The sequence below is a fragment of the Nocardia sp. NPDC058633 genome (assembly GCF_042717045.1).
Lineage (GTDB): Bacteria > Actinomycetota > Actinomycetes > Mycobacteriales > Mycobacteriaceae > Nocardia.
On sequence record NZ_JBHXRA010000013.1, the window covers coordinates 25,271 to 44,302 of the forward strand.

Sequence of the window (19,032 nt, forward strand, 5' to 3'; positions counted from 1 at the left end):
ACTTGGAGTGCACTCCAAGTCCTAAGGTCGCCGTATGAGCATTCGCCTCGGTTATCAGATGCCCAATTTCAGCAACTCGTCGTCGGTGCGTGAACTGTTTCCGGCGGTGATCGCGCAGGCCAGGGAGGCCGAAGCGGCGGGATTCGACGCGGCCTTCGTGATGGATCACTTCTATCAGTTGCCGTTGATCGGCGGGCCAGAGGAGCCGATGCTCGAGGCCTATTCGGCGCTGTCGGGACTGGCCACCGCGACCGAGACCATCCAGTTGTCGGCCCTGGTCACCGGCAACACCTACCGGAATCCGGCGCTGCTCGCCAAGACCGTCACCACCCTTGATGTGGTGAGCGGCGGTCGGGCGGTGCTCGGGATCGGGGCGGGGTGGTTCGAGTTGGAGCACCAGCAGTACGGGTTCGAATTCGGCACGTTCACCGAGCGATTCGAGCGGCTCGACGAAGCGCTGCAGATCATCACGCCGATGCTGCGCGGACAGCGATCCAGCTTCGACGGCAAGTGGTATCACACCGAGCACGCGATGAACGAGCCGCGCATCCGCGACGACCTGCCGATTCTGCTCGGCGGTGGGGGCGAGAAGAAGACCTTCGGCATGGCCGCGCGCTTCGCCGACCACCTCAACATCATCTGCAACGCGTCCGAACTGCCCCGCAAGCTCGACGCACTGCACCAGCGTTGCGACGAAGCGGGCCGCGACCCCGCCACCCTCGAGACCAGCTTCCTCGCCATGGCCATCGTCGACGACGACGGCGATCGCGCCCGCAAGATCCAGGCCGACTCGCTGTCGCGCCTCGGCCTCGACCTGTCCACCATGACCGAAGCCGAACGCCGCGCCAGCGTCGCCGACCGCCAGTTCGCCGGCACCCCGGACGAAGTCGCCGAACAGATCCGCACCCGCGTCCTCGACCACGGCATCGACGGCCTCATCGTCAACCTGATCGCCAACGGCCACGAACCCGGCGTCATCGACCAGGTCGGGCGCACCTTGCGCCCCCTGGTGAGCTGAGCGCACGACCGGACGAGCTTCGGCCCGGGCCGATCACTCGACCAGCCGGCGCGACCCTCGAAAACGGCAGCGCGACAGCGACTCACCACGACGCGAAGTGATCTTCTCCTCGTTGACGGATCTGTTGGCGGCGGCGGAAGAAGACTTCTTCGGGGGTGACTGTGGTGAGGGCGTCGGTGATGCGGCTCAGGCGGGTGTCGTAGCGGTTTTCGTGGATGTGGCGTTCGATGCTCGATTGCAATTCATGGGGAAGGCGTGACCAGATCGCGGCGACTCGCGATTGGGCGGCGGGTTCGGATTCGGCGAGGAGTTGGAGCAGGGCGGGCCAGTAGGTGGCGTCGGTCGCGTGGGCGGGGAGGGCGGCGACCGAGGTTTCGTCCAGTTCGGCCAGGGTTGCGGCGATGTGGCGGCGGGCCGGTTCGCTCAGGCGGGCCGAGAGTGCGAACAGGCCGCGCCACGGGTCGGCCTCGTCCTTGCCGTCCAGCGAGCGGACCAGGGCCCCGAGCACATCGGTGTCGGCGAGCTGCGGATTCGTCGACAGTGCCCACAGGGCAACAGGATTGAGCCGACCGATGACGGTGAGCAGGGCGGGCGAGGCGTTTCGGTTCACCGCGGTGAGCAGGAACCGACCGACCTCGTGGGTGGTGCCGCGACCGAAGAAGATGTCGCCGAGGGTGCCCGCGATATCGGGGGCGACCTTGCAGAACAGGGCGAGCATCGCGTGATGCAGGGCAGGCGGACCCGCCAGGACGGTGTGGAGCATGCCCGGAATCCGTCCGCGCGGACCCGCGAGCAATTGCCGGACGATCCGGCTCAGCGTGTGCGCCGGGTAGGCGTAGGCGGCGGTGAAGATCAGGCCCGCGTCGTCGAGGACGCTCTGCTCCAAGGCCGCGATCAGCGGTTCGTCCACCACCGAGAGGAACCGCGCCGCCGTCACGTAGTCGCGACGCCGCAGCAACTCGTTGATGATGAGGGTGATCGGCTCCGGCCTGCCGTATCGCATCAGCTGCTCGAAGACGTTCGGGTCGAGGAACGGTGCGCCGTCGGCCGCGTACACGGCATCGACGGTGCACAGCGCCTGCGCGCACTTCTGGGGGTGCTTGACGCCGACCGCGCCGAGGAACCTGGCCGCGAGCACCGGCGGCACCACCCGCTCGAACAGCGCGACGCCGAGACCGATGGGAAAGATCGGCACGACCGGGCTGATCCGCCGGAACATGTCCGCGTGTTCGGCGTGCAACGCGCGCAGGATCTGCTGCTGCATCGCCGAAAGGTGCACCGCACCGAGCCGAGCCAGCGGCGCGAGGTGCTGCGGCGGCACCTGCAGCGTGCGCGCGAGCACCACGAGTTGGGTCTGGGCTTCCAGTTCGGTCTCGATCATCGGTTCATCTACCGAAAATGATCTTGCGCGTCACCTTGCGCAGCGGAGTCGGCATCGCGGTGAGCGCGGCATCGATGGCTCGACGCAGTGCCCGCACCTCGTTGGCCCGCGCGGCCCGGAACAGGTCGATCAGCTCCTTGGCTTCGGCCTCGGAGAGCAACTCGAACGCATGCACCTCCCCGCCGACCTCACGAGCAAGCTCACCTCGATATCCCATGCAGACTGACCATGCCGTACTTCATTCACCCCGTGCGCGATTCACCAGAACTTTGTGCATTCCGACAACCACACTCCGCACACCCTGTCGGCTCGACGCAACGCCCAGCGTCGATATTCCGCCCGGCGGGACTCCAGGACGGATGAAAAACGATGGCCCCGCCGGTTCGGAAACCGGCGGGGCCATCGGGTACGGGGTGTCGGCTCAGCCGAGCAGGCGCCAGTCTTCGAGGCCCTGATACAGCGGGACGCTCTGGGCCAGGCGGGAGACTCGGCCACGCAGGGTGTCGACGTCGGAGGTGCCCGCCAGGGCGGCGGCGATGATGTCGGCCACCTCGGTGAACTCGGTGTCGCCGAAACCACGGGTGGCCAGGGCCGCCGTGCCGATGCGCAGGCCCGAGGTGACCATCGGGGGACGCGGGTCGAAGGGGACCGCGTTGCGGTTGACGGTGATGCCGACCTCGTGGAGCACGTCCTCGGCCTGCTGGCCGTCGAGTTCGGAATTGCGCAGGTCGACCAGGACCAGGTGCACGTCGGTGCCACCGGTGAGGACGGACACGCCCTTGTCCTGCACGTCGGCGCCGGTGAGGCGCTCGGCGAGGATGCGGGCACCCGACAGGGTGCGGACCTGACGGTCGGCGAACTCCTCGGTGGCGGCGATCTTGAACGCGGCGGCCTTGGCGGCGATCACGTGCATGAGCGGGCCGCCCTGCTGGCCGGGGAACACCGCGGAGTTGAGCTTCTTGGCGAACTCCTGCTTGGCCAGGATCAGGCCGGAGCGGGGGCCGCCGAGCGTCTTGTGCACGGTGGAGGACACGACGTCGGCGTACGGCACGGGCGAGGGGTGCAGACCGGCTGCGACCAGACCGGCGAAGTGCGCCATGTCGACCCACAGGTAGGCACCGACCTCGTCGGCGATCTCGCGGAAGCGAGCGAAGTCCTGGTGACGCGGGTAGGCCGACCACCCGGCGACGATCACCTTCGGCTTGGCCTTCAGTGCGATGTCACGCACTTCGTCCATGTCGATGCGGTGGTCTTCCTTGCTCACGCCGTAGGAGTGCACGTCGTAGAGCTTGCCCGAGAAGTTCAGGCGCATGCCGTGGGTGAGGTGACCACCGTGCGCGAGGTCGAGGCCGAGCAGGGTCTCGCCCGGGTTCATCAGCGCCATCAGCACCGCGGCGTTGGCCTGCGCGCCCGAATGGGGCTGCACGTTGGCGAACTCGGCGCCGAACAGCTCCTTGGCCCGGTCGCGGGCCAGGGTCTCCACCACGTCGACGGCCTCGCAACCACCGTAGTAGCGGCGGCCCGGGTATCCCTCGGCGTACTTGTTCGTGAGTACGGAGCCCTGCGCCTGCAGGACCGCGCGCGGCACGAAGTTCTCCGAGGCGATCATCTCGAGGGTGTCGCGTTCGCGGGCGAGCTCGCCCGCCATCGCGGCGGCCAACTCGGGATCGAGCTCACCGAGAGACTGGGTATTCACCGAAGCGGTCGTCTGCGTCACGCCGACGAGTCTATTGCCGACCGTGTGCGCGCCGAGCACGGGGATACCGCAACACCGTCGGAGCCGCTACCCGGGAGACGCTGCTCACAGCCACGGGCTCGAGCGTCTGACCAGGTTCGATCACCGCTCCACCCGGGCGGTGCGATCATCCGGCAGTCGCGCTCATCCGCCGGATCGCCCCCGGTGTCAGCGGCTCGTCGAGCAGGCGGCCGAACCGCTCGACCCGATCCTGGGCGTCGGCCGCACCGTCGAGCCACCCACCGAGCAGTCGGTAGCCCTCGACATAGGTACTGATGTAGGCCCGCCACAGCGGCGAGGACAGAAACCGCAGCGACTGCCGCGCCCGTTCCGGCGTCGCCAGAATCCACCGCTGCAGGAACTGGGCCACCTCGTCTTCGCCGCGATGCTGGTCGTGCAGCAGTAGTGCGGCGTCCTGGCGCACGTTCAGCAATTTCGCCGACGCGGTCGAGAACCGCTCGGCTCGTTCGCCGTCGAAACGAAGTCCCAGGTCGGCGTAGATCTCCTGGGCCCACACACCCCAGCCGGGTCCGACGATCGACTGCAGGGCCAGGTCGGCCAGGCCCTCGGCCATCAGGCACTGCGGGGTGTTCACCAGGAACAGCGTCTGCTCGTCCTCGCCCGCCGCGACCAGTCCGGCTTCCTTGCGGCAGTGCTCGGTGTGGTGGCCGGGGTAGGCCTCGTGCGCGATCAGCGCGGGCAGGTTGCCCATGTGCTGTTTGAGGTCGGAGTTGATCGCGACCGTCGAGGCGAAATTGCCCAGGTAGTAGTTGAAGCCGGACCACGGCTTGTCGCCGACGACCTCGTAGGTGACGTGCTCGTGGTCGGGCAGCGGGTATCGGTCGCGCACCCGCTCGCGCAGCGCGCTGGAGAACGCTTCGACGCAGACAGCGAGCTTTTCCGGGGGGATCTCGTCACCGCGACGGTAGGCCGCGGCGCGTTCGGCCAGCGGGCCCTCGCCGCCGAGCACCTCGTCCATCTGCCGGTGCGCTTCGCGGTAGTCGTCGGGGTCGCCGGGTGCGATGTCGACGTCGAAGTAGGCGCGGACCTCGTCGACGAACCCGATCCGCTCGCCGGCGAACTTGCGGGCCGAGCATTCCATGGCCACCAGGTGGGCATCGAGGAATTCGGTGCGCTGGGCCGAGAGCCCGGCGTCGGGCAGGGCGGCACGCAGGTCCACGGCGCGCCGGGCCAGGTCGGCAGGCGCGGGGACGGCGGCGTTCTCGACGTCGCGACGCAGCTGCGGGTCGCCGGTGTAGGCGTCGACGAACCCCTCTTCGAGACGGTCGAAAGCCAGACCGAGGCTCAGGTATTCAGTGACGAGTGGATGCACGCTCCGACATTAGCGGCTGGCGCCGCAGGTTTTCGGCTCCCGATTGCCTCGATTCGGCCCTCCTCCGTCCAGCCGCTGCGCTTCTTCGGTCCGTGGGGCCAGAATCGAGGCGGGCCGAAAACCACCCACCTACCTCGCAGTTGGTTCTAGTTACCGACCGGTAGCCAAACCCCCTGTTGCGCGCGGTCGGCGCGCACGGAGCACAATCTCGCTATGCGGTCAGAGTTATCCCGGATCTCACCAGACGGGCAGCCAAGCTGTGCGGATGCGGCTGGACGGAGGGTCGGGTAGGTGGCACGGATGAGTGAACCGAGCCCCTATGTGGAGTTCGATCGAAGCCAGTGGCGCACCCTGCGCAAGTCGACTCCGCTGGTACTGACCGAAGACGAACTGACCGGCCTGCGCGGTCTCGGCGAGCAGATCGACCTCGAGGAAGTCGCCGAGGTCTACCTGCCGCTGGCCAGGTTGATCCACCTGCAGGTCGCGGCGCGGCAGCGGTTGTTCGCCGCCACCGCCACCTTCCTCGGGGAGAAGCACCCCGACAAGCAGGTGCCGTTCGTGATCGGGGTGGCGGGCAGTGTCGCGGTCGGCAAGTCGACCACCGCGCGCGTGCTGCAGGCACTCCTGGCGCGCTGGGATCACCACCCGCGGGTCGACCTGGTGACCACCGACGGATTCCTCTATCCCACAGCCGAACTCACCCGACGCGGCATCATGCACCGCAAGGGTTTCCCGGAGAGCTACGACCGGCGCAAGCTGTTGCGATTCGTCACCGAGGTGAAGTCCGGCGCGGAAGAGGTGTGCGCGCCGGTGTATTCGCACAAGTCCTACGACATCGTGCCCGACGAGAAGCACTGCGTGCATCAGCCCGACATCCTGATCGTCGAGGGCCTGAACGTCTTGCAGACCGGTCCTCGGCTGATGGTGTCGGACCTGTTCGACTTCTCCATCTATGTCGACGCGCGCATCGAGGACATCGAAAACTGGTATGTGCAGCGCTTTCTCGCCTTGCGCAAAACCGGCTTCGCCGACCCCGAGGCGCACTTCCACCACTACGCGGCGTTCAGCGACGAGCAGGCCACCGCGGCCGCGCGCGATATCTGGCACTCCACCAACCGGCCCAATCTGGTGGAGAACATCCTGCCGACACGTCCGCGCGCGACCCTGGTGCTGCGCAAGGACTCCGACCACACGATCAACAGGTTGCGGCTGCGCAAGCTCTGATCGGCCCGGTCGACACCGGGTTCGGCTCAGCCGGTCGTGGTCGTCGGCGCACCCAGCGATACGACCTGCTTCGCCAATTCCTCACTGGCACCGCCCTTGTGCACGATCAAGACGCCATGGGGAGTGCCGCGCGCGTCGGTGGGCTCACCGGCGACCACTTCGATCACCGACTCCTGCGCCCCCGGGAGCATGTCGACGACCGGATGTTCCCCGACCGGCGCCCATCCCTGTGCCGCCGATTGCAGCCGGTCGACCGCGCTCGGCGCGCCCACGGCATCGGCCCACTTGCGGGTGGCGATCGTGATCGAGCCGTCGGCGCTCCAGCGCGGGCTGTAGGCCGCCGAGCACTCACCCGGCAGGGTCGGCAGCGCCCGGACACCGTTGGTGGCGGCGTCGATGGTCGCCACATTGCCGCTGCCGCAGGTCGCGCTGCGCGCCGTCGCCCCGGCCAGCACGAAGGTGTGCCCATCGGGTCCGGCGGCGGCCGAGAGTCCGGAGTCGATGCCGGGCACGCGACCCAGCGGCAGGATGGCGTCGGCGCCGATGGCGTAGAGGTGGCTCTTCTCCCACCACAAGCCGCGCGATTCGACCCGTGCCAGCAGCAGGAATTCGTCGGTGGCCGCCACCAGCTTGGCGCCGTCCCACCCACCACCGGTCAGTGGGCTCGGCGAATCCGGCAGGACGATCTCCCGCTCGGGTGCGGCGGGCTCGGAACCGGCCAGGTCCATGCTCATGATCTGGCCCGGCTCCTCCCACCAGCCGACCACCGACCCGCGCAACGCCACCGCGTCGGTGCACTCGCACGGGATCCGCGTCACCGACCGGTCCCGCACACCCAACGCGACCAGGGTCTTACTGCTCGTCTCCACCGCGAACGCGTAGTTCCCGTCCCTGGTGAACGTGACCGCGGCCGATGAATAGCCGAAACTGCCCGGCGCCCGGACGGTTTCGCCGCCGCGCACCACCGCGAGTTCGGCGTCGGTGCGATAGGCGAACACCGAGCCCGGCGCGGCCTGCTCCTCGGCGGGCGTCAGTCGTGGCAGCGCGGGCTGGTCGACCCCACCGCAGCCCGCGACGACCGCCACAGCAGCGCACACCGCACCGAGCACCGCGGTCCGCGCACGCCATCCGCTCGCCTTCCTCGCAACTCCCACAGCTCACCCCTGCAATGTGTCGTCGGGCCCGGTCTCGCGCAGCAGCCTAGCCGGGGTGCGCTGCGGATCGGGGCTTACTCCGCTACAACTGCCAGGCCGCGTCGAGCCTGGTCGCCACGTCGATATTGCGGACGGCGGCGATCTCGGGCTTGCGGATCTCCTGGGCGACGTACCGGGCGACGAACCGGCGGATCTCGTGATCGACACTGGCCAGTACCCGCAGCAACTCGCCGCGCTTGGTACTGCTGGCGACGTTGACCCGCACATCGCCGGGACGCGGCTCGGCGATATCGATGACCACCCGCAACGGGTCCGCGGTCCGCGCGGTGAGATGCAGATGCACGGTGCCGTCGACCCGGAAACGCGACCGGTCGACCGCCAGATCCAGGACCAGGTCCACGTGCAGCGGGATGGTCAGTTCGAAGGAGATGAAGGCATCGACGAACCGCAGAATCCGTGGCTGCCCCAGCTCGACCTGCGCGGTGACCTTCGCCAGACGGCCGGGCCCCACCCCGATCGGCCCGAAATCGAAAGCGGCCCCGGTGAGTTGGCCGAACGCGTCGGCGATGCGCTGCTCGGAGACGGCGTATTCCAGGAAACGCCTGCCGAATTCCTCATAGCTGATGTAAGAAGGCTGTTCGGGTTCCACTGACCGCAGAGTACGCGAGGCGCTGCGACATCACACGCCGAAACGGCGGTGCCGCGCGGCGTATTCCCGTAGTGCGCGCAGGAAGTCGACGCGCCGGAACTCCGGCCAGTACGCCTCGGTGAACCAGATCTCCGAATAGGCGCTCTGCCACAACAGGAATCCCGAAAGCCGCTGCTCACCAGAGGTTCTGATCACCAGGTCCGGATCGGGCTGGCCGGAGGTGTAGAGGTGCTGGCCGATCGCGTCGACCGTAATCGACTGCACCAGATCCTCGCCCGACTCCCCCGAGGCGATCTCCTGGCGCACCAGCGAACGCACCGCGTCGGTGATCTCCTGGCGTCCGCCGTAACCCACCGCGACGTTCACGTGCACGCCGTCGCGACCGCTCGTGCGCTCGGCGGCCACTCGCAGCCGCTTGGCGATCAGCTCGGGGAAACCCGCGAGCGACCCGACGATCCGCACGCTCCAGTTCTGCTCCGGGGCCGACAGCTCCTCGACGACATCGGTGATGACCTCGAACAGGGTCTCCAGCTCTTCGGGCTCACGGCGCAGGTTCTCGGTGGAGAGCAGATAGACGGTGACCATCTCGATGCCCTGGTCGGAACACCAGCCGACGAGCTCGGCGATCTTCAGCGCGCCGACGCGGTGGCCGTGGCTGACATCGGTGAATCCGTTCTCGCGCGCCCAGCGACGGTTGCCGTCGCACATGACGGCGACGTGTCGAGGGTGCTGCTTGTCTGCCAGCTGCTGCGACAGCCTGGCTTCGTAGATGCGGTACGGCAATCCACGCACCCGACCGAGAAACGACTCCACAGCCGCACCATACGCCTGGCCCGCCTTCCCGAGTATTTCGCCGGTCGCGGGTGGGGGTGCGTTCCACGCCGGACCCCCGGTCGCGAACGGGGTCGCGATCTCGGGTCGGCCACGGCGTTGTCCCTGCACCCCCGTGCTCCGCGAGTTCGATTCCGGTGTGGCGCAGTGTGTGGTCGCGAGCACGTTTGTGTAGTTGAGGTGGGGGTTTGCCGTACGGTGGTGGTAACTTACGGTACCGTAGGTTTGGTCCTGGGAGGTTTCGTGGAAGCGGTTCCGACTGAGGTCGGTGGGACAGGTGTGCTCGAGAAGCCGCGGTTCCGGGGGTGGATTCACACCTGGGCCGTGGGGGTCGCCGCGGTAGCGGTGACGGTGCTCGTGGTGTTCGGATTTCTCACGTCGTCGACCGCGGGCTGGTCGACGCTGCTCTACGGGGTCTCGGTGTGCGCGCTGTTCGGCGTGAGCGCGGTGTATCACCGGATCACCTGGGCGAGCGTGCGTACCCGGGTGCGGATGAAGCGAGCCGATCACTCGATGATCTTTCTGTTCATCGCCGGCAGCTACACGCCGTTCGCGCTGCTCGGGTTGCCCGGCCGGACCGGGCAGATCCTGCTGGTCGTGGTGTGGGCGGGGGCCATCGCCGGGGTCGCGTTGAAGTTGTTGTGGCCCACCGCGCCCGTGTGGGTGGGGGTGCCGCTCTACCTGTTGCTGGGGTGGGCGATCGTGCCGGTTGTCGGTGAACTGCTGCACAACGTGGGGGTGGCGCCGCTGGTGCTGCTGGCCGTGGGCGGGGTGATCTACAGCGTGGGCGCCGTTCTCTACGCGACCAAGTGGCCCAACCCCTGGCCCGACTTCGGACATCACGAGTTCTTCCACGCGGCGACGGTGGTCGCGGCACTGTGTCACTACGTCGCCATCTGGCTGGTCGTGCTCGGCTGAACGGCGCGTGCGCGCGGCGTGGACCCGCACGCCTTCTATGCTCGGTAGTTGTGTCACCCGTCAGCGCAGCTCGTGATGCCCGGGCGTCCTCGGGCGCCGGGCTGGGGCGTGCGCGATGAACCGGCTGGTCCGGTGGGCGTTGCAGTCCTATTGGGGGCTGGCGCTGGTGGTGATCTCCGCCAATCTGGTCGGGGTCACGGCCATCTTCCTGGTCAGCTGGGCAGGCGGGGTGTTCACCCGGATCGGCACCGACTGGAGTGACGCGGCGGCGCTGATCCTGATCTATCCGGTGGTCGCCTTCATCGCAGGCATCGGGATCGCGCTCTACGACCGGCGCCGGTACATGCGCTGGCTCGACGACAGCCGCAAACCGACGCCCGAGGAAGCCCGGGTCCTGATCCGGCTGCCCGCCGCCATCACGTTGCGCGCGATGGTGCTGTGGACACCGGGCGTCGTGTTGACCGTGTGGCTGGTCGACCGGTTCACCGACTATCACAACGTACCCGTCCTGCTGGCCGGATTCGCCCTCGGCGGGCTCGAGGCGGCGGGCGCGACCTATCTGATCCTGGACCGGCTGATCCGACCGGCCGTGCCCATTGTCGCCGCGGTGCTCGGGCCGACCGTGCATCCCAGCTCGACCGTGCTGGTCCGAGTACTCGTCACCTGGGCGGTATCCAGCGCGCTGCCGGGGCTGATCATCATCGTCGTGCTGAGCGACTCCACCACCTCCGCGTCGGACCGGGTGCGCGCCGCCTGGCTGTTCTCGATCCTCGCGCTCGGCGTCGGTGCGTTCGCGACCGCGCTGCTCGCACGCTCGGTGGCCACGCCGATGCGCACGATGTACCGGGCGCTGGACCGGATCACCCGCGGCGAGCTCGATGTGCGGGTGCCGGTCGGCAGCGCGAGTGAGATCGGGCGACTCGAGCACTCGGTCAACGAACTCGCCGCCACCCTGCGCGACCAGATGCACACCGAGGACGTCTTCGGCAGGCACGTCGGTTCCACCGTGGCCGAACGCGCGCTCTCGGGCGGCACCGACCTCACCGGCGACGTGCGCATCGTCTCGGCACTGTTCGTCGACGTCACCGGCTCGGTACAACTGTCCGCCGAAATGGCGCCGGAAGACTTCGTGCACAAGCTCAACCGGCTGCTCGCCACCGTCGTCGCGGCCACCGAGGACAACGGTGGCCTGGTGAACAAATTCGCGGGCGACGCAGCCCTGTGCATCTTCGGCGCCCCCTCCGCGCTGAAGGACAACGCCACCCCCGCCCTCCGCGCCGCCCGCCGCATCCGCGACGAGGTGGTCGCCACCGGCGAACTCGACGTCGGCATCGGCGTGGCCCGCGGCCAGGTGTTCGCCGGCGACGTGGGCGCCGACACCCGCCTCGAGTTCACGGTCATCGGCGACGCGGTCAACGAGGCCGCCCGGCTCACGGCCGTCGCGAAGCAAGCACCGCGACGGGTGCTGGTGAGCGATTCGATTTGGCAGGCCGCGACACCGGCCGAGCGGTCGAAGTGGAAGCGCTACAAGGACCTGCGCCTGCGCGGTATCCCCGGCCGGACCCGGACCTGGACGGACCTCCCACCCGGTAAGTGAGCCGCCGCACGCATCGACACGGCGTGCCTCCTCGGAACGCAGCGCGATCGAACGCCGCGCGGTGTCGGCACAAGAGCCGCCACGAACGCGCAGGCATCGACGGCTACCGGCTTCCGACCCGACGTTCACGCCGCGTCGGTCGGCCGAAGCAGGCGTGCCGCACGGTTTCGCTCACCGCCGCAGCGATGCCGCCAGGTCGGCCGGATCGGTGACCGGGAGGTCGCAGACCGAGCCTCGGCAGAGGTAGGCCGCGGGGGCACCATCGACGAGGGGGCGATCGGTTAGGAGCGGGGCCGTGTTCGGTGGCGCCACGAGAACGATCGAACCACCGGGCGCATCGGCGCGGGCAGCGGCGAGGAGTTCCATTGCCGCGGAGGACTTCTCGGTGGCCGCGATGGCCACCTGGTAGGGGCCGCGCACCGAGGCTTCGGCGACCGAGAGCCAGTTGCCCCCGGTGCGAGGCGCGCGGGCCAACAGGATCGCGCCACGGGTGAGGGTGTGATCGGCGAGTTCGCGGTAGCGGATGGCGCGGTCGGGCTCGGCGACCGCCGAGGCGGTCAACAGGGCCTCGGCCAGAGCGGAGGCACCGGAGGGAGTGGCGCCGTCGACGGGGTCGCGTGGGCGCGCGACCAGGGTTTCGGCATCGTCGGCGGTGTCGAACCAACTGCCGGAGTTCTCCGGGTCGGCGAAATGCTCGATCGTGTTGTCCAACAACAGTTGCGCGGCCGCGAGCCAGTCCGGTTCGCCGGTGGCCTGGTAGAGGGCGAGCAGGCCGGTGACGAACCAGGCGTAGTCCTCGAGGACGCCGGGCGGGGCGCCCGCGACACCGTCGAGGGAGGCGCGGCGCAGTCTGCCGTCGACGAGATGGACGTCGAGCAGGTAGCGGGCACAGCGCACCGCGGCGGCGATCCACGACGGTTCCTCCAGCGCCGCACCGGATTCCGCGAGTGCGGTGATGGCCATCCCGTTCCAGACGGTGACCACCTTGTCATCGCGAGCGGGCTGTGGGCGCCGACCGCGGGCCGCGAACAGCTGGGCGCGCAGACGATCGAAGCGCGACGCCTGTTCGGCGTCGACGGGATCGCTGTGGCGGGTGAGCACCGAGGTGCCCTGCTCGAAATTTCCCGCGGTGGTGACACCGAAAGCGTCCGCGGCCCACATGCCGTCGAGCGAGCCGAGTTCACCGATCAGCTCGGCGGGGGTCCACACATAGGTGGCGCCCTCGACGCCGGGACCGCCCGGTTCGAGGTGGGTGTCGGCATCGAGAGCCGACGCGAAACCGCCGTGCGCGGTGCCGAGATCACCCAGCAGGAATTCGACCGTCTCACGAGTCACCCTGTGCGGCAACGACTCCAGTGGGGTCTCGGGTGCGCGGCGCGCGAGATGGGCGTAGGCGCGCAGCAGCAGGGCGTTGTCGTAGAGCATCTTCTCGAAGTGCGGCACGAGCCAGCCCGCATCGACCGAGTAGCGCGCGAAACCACCACGCAGCTGGTCATAGATCCCACCGCGCGCCATCGCCTCGGCGGTGCGCTCGACCAGGTCGTACACCGACTGGTCGCCGGTTCGCTCCCAGTGCCGCAGCAGTCCTTCCAGCAGCGCCGACGGCGGGAACTTCGGCGCCCCACCGAATCCGCCGTGCGTCGAGTCCTCGTCGGCGGCGATCGCCCGCACCGCGGTGTCGAGAAGCTCGGGGACAACAGTGAATTCGGCGTCGGGAAGGCCCGATGCCTGCGCCCGCAGGGCGTCGGTCACCTGGCGCGCGGCCTTGTCCACGTCATCGCGCCGGTTGCCCCACGTATCGGTCACCGCGCTGAGCAGTTGGGTGAACGACGGCATCCCGCCGCGCGGCTGCTTGGGGTAGTAGGTGCCGCAGTAGAACGGCGCACCGTCGGGCGTCAGGAAGCACGTCATCGGCCAGCCGCCCTGCCCGGTCATCGCCACGGTGGCATTCATGTACACCGCGTCCAGGTCGGGACGCTCCTCCCGATCCACCTTCACACAGACGAAATCGGCGTTCATCTGCTCGGCTGTCGCGAGGTCCTCGAACGACTCGTGGGCCATCACATGGCACCAGTGGCAGCTCGCGTACCCGATCGAGAGCAGGATCGGCACATTTCGCTCGGCCGCCTCGGCCAGGGCGTCGGCATCCCACTCCCGCCAGTGGACGGGGTTGTCGGCGTGTTGACGCAGATAGGGCGAGGTCGCACCGGCCAATCGGTTCACGAGTTCCACCCTGCCATACGCGCCGAACCTCAGCCGCGCCCCGTGTGTTGAACACACCCTTCGTTCGTCGCGCTCGATCGAGCAATTTCCGCGCATATAGGGGGTGCATTGTCCGCGCAAGCGGAACCGGCGAATCCCGGCATTCGCGGCGCTGTCAATGTGGCTGTCGTAGCGAAGGAATGACCGGAATCGCCGGTAACCAGTTCGCAATTATCCGTAGGCAATGGCAACTGAGCAATACATCTCGGGACAGTACCGCGCACGGATTGGTCGACATCATCACCGAAGATATGCGCGACGGAACAGTCCATTCTCGCGACGGTCGAACGATCGTGAATTTCTCGTCCTGTTTCCCGCCTGCGAATCCGGCTCAGCCCGCTGATGTGGTCGCAGCGCACCCGGCGACACGTCGATACCCTGGGACGGGTGAGCATCGATACCCGTTCGAAGATCCGCGGTTGCGCGCGGATGCCGACCGCGTGGGCGCGGCCGGGCCACATCGGGTACGTCGGGCCGGATCTGCGGCCCGACATGCACTCGCCGCCGGTCGCGATGCTCACCGTGGGCCTGGACGGACCGCTGATCGTGCACACCGCCCGCGGTCTGATTCGCACGGGCAGCTCCTTCGCGCCTGCCCGCACCGCCCACCGCGTCGTTGCCACGCAGGGGTGGATTCTGGTGTTGTTCATCGACCCGTCGAGTGCGCCCGCGACCATGATCGCAGACGAGATGACGGCTGCGGCAGGCACTTTCGGCCTCGCTCACCGACGCGAGCGCGAGCTCGTCGAGCTGTGCGCCGAACCCGTCGTCGACCCGGATCTCCTCTACCACCGCGCGATCGCGGGCCCGAACCTCGGCACCGACGCGCGCATCGCCAGGCTCGCCGCGGCGATCCGCGACCAGCCCGCCAACGCGCTGCGCGCCGACCAGATCGCCGCGAACCTCGGCCTGTCCACCGGCCATTTCCTGCACCTGTTCACCCAGCACTGCGGCACCACCTTCCGTGGCTATCAACGCTGGAACCGCATGGTCACCGCGATCACCAACGCCGTCAACGGCCACGACCTCACCCGCTCCGCCATCGACGCGGGCTTCGCCACCCCCTCCCATTTCAGCGAATCCTTCCGCGCCATGATCGGCCTCCCCGCCACCACGATGCTCGGAGCCGGCATCCACTTCGACCTCGGCACCCGGGCCGCCCAGCACCGGTGAACAGATCCATCGACCGGCGGGCGTGGGTCGCGCTCGGTCGTCGAGGCGACCAGGGTTCCGTATCGCGTCGCAGTCGCCTCGTCGAACGGATCGCGGTGATCTCCAGTGTTTCGGGCAAGTCCAGCGAGTCGAGCACACCGAGATAGAGAAGGGTTCGCGCAGGCTGATCGCCTCAGGAACCGAATGCAGCCCCGCGTGCTACACCGGGCTACGACTCGCGGTCAGCGGGGATCGCGAGCGGAGCCCCGCCGACCGCTCGGATCGGTGCCGGTGGCGTCCTGCTCGGGCTGACGAAAGGGCTGTTCAGCGAGCGGAGGTGGGGCATGATGGGATGAAATCCTCGTTTCGATCGAATAGGAAGTCTCGTCGATGGTCCAGCTCACGCTTTCCGCGCAGCGGGCTGCGCTGGAGCGGGAGTGGGCGATGTGGGTGCCGGGCGGGGTGGGGGTTTCGGGAGCGGGAGTGCGCACCGAGGTGGCGCAGTCCTGGTCGCGCTCGTTGCGGACCGTGGACCCGGGGCGCGATCACGCGCCGGTCAGTGAGACCGATATCGGGCCCCGGTGGGCGGATTCGCCGTTGCGGCGGCCGGTGATCGAGCTGAAAGAGCAGTTGCACAGTGTCGCCGACGACGCGGGCTACGTCGCGGCGGTCACCGACGCTTCGGGGACGATCCTGTGGACCTATGGCGGGCTCGTCATGCGCAGGCGGGCCGAGCAGGTGAACTTCGCGCCGGGTGGCCGGTGGGACGAGGCGCACATGGGGACCAACGCACTGTCGTTGGCGTTGCGCACCGACCAACCGCACACCGTGTTCTCGGCCGAGCATCTCGTCGCGGCCCTGCACGGCTGGGTCTGTTATTGCGCGCCGATCCGCGCCGCCGACGGGACCCTGCTCGGCGTGCTGGACCTGTCGACCACCTGGAAGCGGTCGCATCCGCTGGCCATGGCCACGGTGCGCACCATGACCAGCGCCATCGAGTCCAAACTGCACGCCGCCGCGCCCGCGCCCGCCGGGATGCGGCTGACCTGTCTCGGAACCGGCCGGTTGATGCGCGACGGTCAGCAGATCCGCTTGCGGCCACGCCACCTCGAGATCCTGACCCTGCTCGCCCTCGACGACGACGGCTACAACCACGAGCGCCTGCACTACGCCGTCTACGGTGATCGCGCGGTCGGTGCCAGCACGCTGAAATCGGAGATGTCGTACCTGCGCCGCGCCACCGGCGCCGACATCACCAGTCGCGTCTACCGCCTCACCACTCCCCTGTCGTGCGACGCCGTCGACGTGTTGCGCGCCATCGAGCGAGGCGATCTCGACACCGCCGTTCGCCTGTATCACGGTCCACTGCTTCCTGATTCGGACACACCGGGCATCAGCGAATGGCGCGACTACCTCGAAGTCGCGATGCGCAACGCGGTGTTGTCCAGCGTCGACGCCGACCACGCCCTGGCCTACGGCGAAGCGGCTCCCGACGACATCGCCGTCCACGAACACGCCCTCGCCCTGCTTCCCACCTGGGACGCTCGCCGTGCGGTCGTCGCGGCCCGGCTGCACAACGCACTGCGCGCGTAACGCGGCCGACCGCAGACGATCCAGCCTGATCGGTCAGGCCTCAACTTTTCATCAACCCTCGGGGTGGATAGTGATCGGTGTCACGATTCATCGGAATCAGCGAGGAGCTACCGCACATGATCTACGCCAAGCCGGGTACCGAAGGCAGCATCGTCAGCTACGCGCCGCGATACGACAATTTCATCGACGGCAAGTGGGTTCCGCCCGTGGAAGGCCGCTACTTCGAGAACACCTCCCCGGTGGACGGGCAGCCGTTCTGCGAGATCGCCCGGTCGAGCGCGGCCGATGTGGAGCTGGCCCTCGACGCCGCCCACCGCGCCGCCCCCGCCTGGGGCGAGACCTCGCCCGCCGAGCGCGCCAACATCTTGAACAAGGTCGCCGACCGGATCGAGGCCAATCTCGAAGCCCTCGCCGTCGCCGAAACCTGGGACAACGGCAAGCCGGTCCGCGAAACCCTGGCCGCCGACCTGCCGCTGGCGGTCGACCATTTCCGCTACTTCGCCGGTGTGCTGCGCGCGCAGGAAGGCGGCATCAGCGAGGTCGACAAAGACACCATCGCCTACCACTTCCACGAGCCGCTCGGCGTTGTCGCCCAGATCATTCCGTGGAACTTCCCGATCCTGATGGCCACCTGGAAGCTGGCGCCGGCGCTCGCCGCGGGCAACGCGGTGGTGCTCAAGCCCGCCGAACAGACACCGGCCTCGATCATGAAGGTCGTCGAGCTCGTCGCGGATCTGTTGCCGCCGGGAGTTCTCAACGTGGTCAACGGTTTCGGTGTCGAGGCGGGCAAGCCGCTGGCCTCGAGCCCGCGCGTGGCCAAGGTCGCGTTCACCGGTGAGACCACCACCGGTCGGCTGATCATGCAGTACGCGAGCGAGAACATCATCCCGGTCACCCTCGAACTGGGCGGCAAGAGCCCCAACATCTTCCTGCCCGATGTGATGGCCGCCGACGACGACTACCTGGACAAGGCGGTCGAGGGGTTCGTGATGTTCGCGCTCAACCAGGGCGAGGTGTGCACCTGTCCCTCGCGCGCGCTGATCGCCTCGTCGATCTACGACGAGTTCATGGCCCGCTGCGTCGAGCGCACCGAGGCCATCGTCAGCGGCAACCCGCTCGACGAGGCCACCATGATCGGCGCGCAGGCCAGCAACGATCAGTTCGAGAAGATCCTGTCCTACATCGACATCGGCAAGAAGGAAGGCGCCGAGGTACTCACCGGCGGTGCGAAGCGTCAGATCGACGGCCTCGACGGCGGCTTCTACATCGAGCCGACGATCTTCAAGGGCACCAACGACATGCGCGTGTTCCAGGAGGAGATCTTCGGACCCGTCGTCGCCGTCACCACTTTCGACTCCACCGAGGAAGCGCTGACGCTGGCCAACGACACCCTCTACGGTCTCGGCGCCGGTGTGTGGACCCGCGACATGAACACCGCCTACCGCCTCGGCCGCGGCATCAAGGCGGGCCGGGTGTGGACCAACTGCTACCACGCCTACCCCGCGCACGCGGCCTTCGGCGGCTACAAGAAGTCCGGCATCGGGCGCGAGAACCACAAGATGATGCTCGATCACTACCAGCAGACCAAGAACCTGCTGGTGAGCTACTCGGCCACCAAGCTCGGCTTCTTCTGATGCCGCAGCGCGTCGACCTCACCGAGCGGGCGGCCGCGCTGCTGCGGGAACTGACCGGGCAACACGGCCCGGTCATGTTCCATCAGTCCGGTGGCTGCTGCGACGGCAGCTCACCGATGTGCTACCCACGCGGCGAATTCCGGGTGGGCGCCTCGGACGTGCTGCTCGGCTACCTGTCCGGCGACACTCCGTTCTGGATGAGCGCCGACCAGTACGAGTACTGGAAGCACACCCATCTCACCGTCGACGTGGTGCCGGGCCGCGGCGGTGGGTTCTCCCTGGAGGCTCCCGAGGGTGTGCGGTTCCTGATTCGCTCACGACTGCTCACCGACGCGGAATCGGCGGCGCTGGAAGCGACCCCGCCACCCACCGGAGACACTGTCCAGCAGTGATGTGAAACACGCGTGAACACTACTGTTCTCGCAGGTCAGCGGCGCTCGATACGCGCCGCTGACCTCGGCGTACCACCGCCGTAACAGTCGTCAACCATTCTTCAACCCTGGCCGATCACTGTTGCCGCCGATCGCGCTTTTTCGATGAGGAGCTACCAC

16 protein-coding genes are annotated in these 19,032 nt (G+C 68.2%); 8 read left to right on the forward strand and 8 right to left on the reverse strand.

Going from position 1 to position 19,032, the window contains the following annotated elements:
* Positions 1 to 34: 34 nt before the first annotated feature.
* Positions 35 to 1,018 carry an LLM class F420-dependent oxidoreductase gene (locus tag ACFWUR_RS18315; protein ID WP_378908306.1) on the forward strand — a complete coding sequence of 328 codons (984 nt, stop codon included), beginning with the start codon at positions 35 to 37 and terminating at the stop codon, positions 1,016 to 1,018.
* A gap of 82 nt (positions 1,019 to 1,100) precedes the next feature.
* Here ACFWUR_RS18315 and ACFWUR_RS18320 read toward each other — a convergent pair whose 3' ends face one another.
* From ACFWUR_RS18320 to ACFWUR_RS18335, 4 genes are all read right to left on the reverse strand, one after another.
* Positions 1,101 to 2,399 carry a hypothetical protein gene (locus ACFWUR_RS18320; RefSeq protein WP_378908307.1) on the reverse strand — a complete coding sequence of 433 codons (1,299 nt, stop codon included), beginning with the start codon at positions 2,397 to 2,399 and terminating at the stop codon, positions 1,101 to 1,103.
* Positions 2,400 to 2,403: 4 nt separating this feature from the next.
* Positions 2,404 to 2,616, reverse strand: a complete 213-nt coding sequence (locus ACFWUR_RS18325; RefSeq protein ID WP_378908309.1) for a hypothetical protein — start codon at positions 2,614 to 2,616, stop codon at positions 2,404 to 2,406.
* A gap of 204 nt (positions 2,617 to 2,820) precedes the next feature.
* Positions 2,821 to 4,116 carry a serine hydroxymethyltransferase gene (gene glyA / locus ACFWUR_RS18330; RefSeq protein ID WP_378908310.1) on the reverse strand — a complete coding sequence of 432 codons (1,296 nt, stop codon included), beginning with the start codon at positions 4,114 to 4,116 and terminating at the stop codon, positions 2,821 to 2,823.
* 145 nt (positions 4,117 to 4,261) lie between these two features.
* Complete coding sequence (locus ACFWUR_RS18335) at positions 4,262 to 5,467, reverse strand: DUF885 domain-containing protein (RefSeq protein WP_378908311.1); 1,206 nt, start codon at positions 5,465 to 5,467, stop codon at positions 4,262 to 4,264.
* A gap of 291 nt (positions 5,468 to 5,758) precedes the next feature.
* Between ACFWUR_RS18335 and coaA the strand changes: the two genes are divergently transcribed.
* Complete coding sequence (coaA, locus tag ACFWUR_RS18340; RefSeq protein WP_378908312.1) at positions 5,759 to 6,691, forward strand: type I pantothenate kinase; 933 nt, start codon at positions 5,759 to 5,761, stop codon at positions 6,689 to 6,691.
* A 26-nt stretch (positions 6,692 to 6,717) separates the two neighbouring features.
* Here coaA and ACFWUR_RS18345 read toward each other — a convergent pair whose 3' ends face one another.
* From ACFWUR_RS18345 to ACFWUR_RS18355, 3 genes are all read right to left on the reverse strand, one after another.
* Complete coding sequence (locus ACFWUR_RS18345) at positions 6,718 to 7,845, reverse strand: hypothetical protein (protein ID WP_378908314.1); 1,128 nt, start codon at positions 7,843 to 7,845, stop codon at positions 6,718 to 6,720.
* An 82-nt stretch (positions 7,846 to 7,927) separates the two neighbouring features.
* Positions 7,928 to 8,494 (reverse strand): hypothetical protein, encoded by a 567-nt coding sequence (locus ACFWUR_RS18350; protein WP_378908315.1) that lies wholly within the window; start codon positions 8,492 to 8,494, stop codon positions 7,928 to 7,930.
* 30 nt (positions 8,495 to 8,524) lie between these two features.
* Positions 8,525 to 9,307, reverse strand: a complete 783-nt coding sequence (locus ACFWUR_RS18355) for an isoprenyl transferase (RefSeq protein WP_378908316.1) — start codon at positions 9,305 to 9,307, stop codon at positions 8,525 to 8,527.
* 261 nt (positions 9,308 to 9,568) lie between these two features.
* On the opposite strand from ACFWUR_RS18355, the gene ACFWUR_RS18360 reads away from it, so the two are divergent.
* Positions 9,569 to 10,243 carry a hemolysin III family protein gene (locus tag ACFWUR_RS18360; RefSeq protein WP_378908318.1) on the forward strand — a complete coding sequence of 225 codons (675 nt, stop codon included), beginning with the start codon at positions 9,569 to 9,571 and terminating at the stop codon, positions 10,241 to 10,243.
* A 115-nt stretch (positions 10,244 to 10,358) separates the two neighbouring features.
* Positions 10,359 to 11,840: an adenylate/guanylate cyclase domain-containing protein gene (locus ACFWUR_RS18365; protein WP_378908319.1), complete on the forward strand. Its 1,482-nt coding sequence runs from the start codon at positions 10,359 to 10,361 to the stop codon at positions 11,838 to 11,840.
* Between the two features lie 171 nt (positions 11,841 to 12,011).
* On the opposite strand, the gene ACFWUR_RS18370 is transcribed toward ACFWUR_RS18365, so the two are convergent.
* Positions 12,012 to 14,063 carry a thioredoxin domain-containing protein gene (locus ACFWUR_RS18370; protein WP_378908321.1) on the reverse strand — a complete coding sequence of 684 codons (2,052 nt, stop codon included), beginning with the start codon at positions 14,061 to 14,063 and terminating at the stop codon, positions 12,012 to 12,014.
* A gap of 426 nt (positions 14,064 to 14,489) precedes the next feature.
* Between ACFWUR_RS18370 and ACFWUR_RS18375 the strand changes: the two genes are divergently transcribed.
* The 4 genes from ACFWUR_RS18375 to ACFWUR_RS18390 all read left to right on the forward strand — a co-directional run bounded on the left by ACFWUR_RS18375 (position 14,490) and on the right by ACFWUR_RS18390 (position 18,873).
* The gene (locus ACFWUR_RS18375; RefSeq protein ID WP_378908322.1) at positions 14,490 to 15,275 is read left to right on the forward strand and encodes a helix-turn-helix domain-containing protein; all 786 of its coding nucleotides are present in this window, start codon (positions 14,490 to 14,492) and stop codon (positions 15,273 to 15,275) included.
* Positions 15,276 to 15,644: 369 nt separating this feature from the next.
* A complete protein-coding gene (locus tag ACFWUR_RS18380) occupies positions 15,645 to 16,847 on the forward strand; it encodes a transcriptional regulator (protein ID WP_378908323.1) in 1,203 nt (400 codons plus the stop codon).
* A gap of 116 nt (positions 16,848 to 16,963) precedes the next feature.
* Positions 16,964 to 18,481, forward strand: coding sequence for an aldehyde dehydrogenase (gene adh, locus ACFWUR_RS18385; protein WP_378908534.1), 1,518 nt, complete (start codon positions 16,964 to 16,966; stop codon positions 18,479 to 18,481).
* A complete protein-coding gene (locus ACFWUR_RS18390; RefSeq protein ID WP_378908325.1) occupies positions 18,481 to 18,873 on the forward strand; it encodes a DUF779 domain-containing protein in 393 nt (130 codons plus the stop codon). The genes adh and ACFWUR_RS18390 overlap by 1 nt, the downstream gene beginning before the upstream one ends.
* The last annotated feature ends 159 nt before the right edge of the window (positions 18,874 to 19,032 follow it).

Excerpts from the sequence above, each read along its gene's own strand:
- ACFWUR_RS18325 (WP_378908309.1), bottom strand. The coding sequence starts at position 2,616 with ATGGGATATCGAGGTGAGCTTGCTCGTGAGGTCGGCGGGGAGGTGCAT.
- ACFWUR_RS18315 (WP_378908306.1), top strand. The coding sequence starts at position 35 with ATGAGCATTCGCCTCGGTTATCAGATGCCCAATTTCAGCAACTCGTCG.
- ACFWUR_RS18320 (WP_378908307.1), bottom strand. The coding sequence starts at position 2,399 with ATGATCGAGACCGAACTGGAAGCCCAGACCCAACTCGTGGTGCTCGCG.
- ACFWUR_RS18365 (WP_378908319.1), top strand. The coding sequence starts at position 10,359 with ATGAACCGGCTGGTCCGGTGGGCGTTGCAGTCCTATTGGGGGCTGGCG.
- adh (WP_378908534.1), top strand. The coding sequence starts at position 16,964 with ATGATCTACGCCAAGCCGGGTACCGAAGGCAGCATCGTCAGCTACGCG.
- ACFWUR_RS18390 (WP_378908325.1), top strand. The coding sequence starts at position 18,481 with ATGCCGCAGCGCGTCGACCTCACCGAGCGGGCGGCCGCGCTGCTGCGG.
- ACFWUR_RS18380 (WP_378908323.1), top strand. The coding sequence starts at position 15,645 with ATGGTCCAGCTCACGCTTTCCGCGCAGCGGGCTGCGCTGGAGCGGGAG.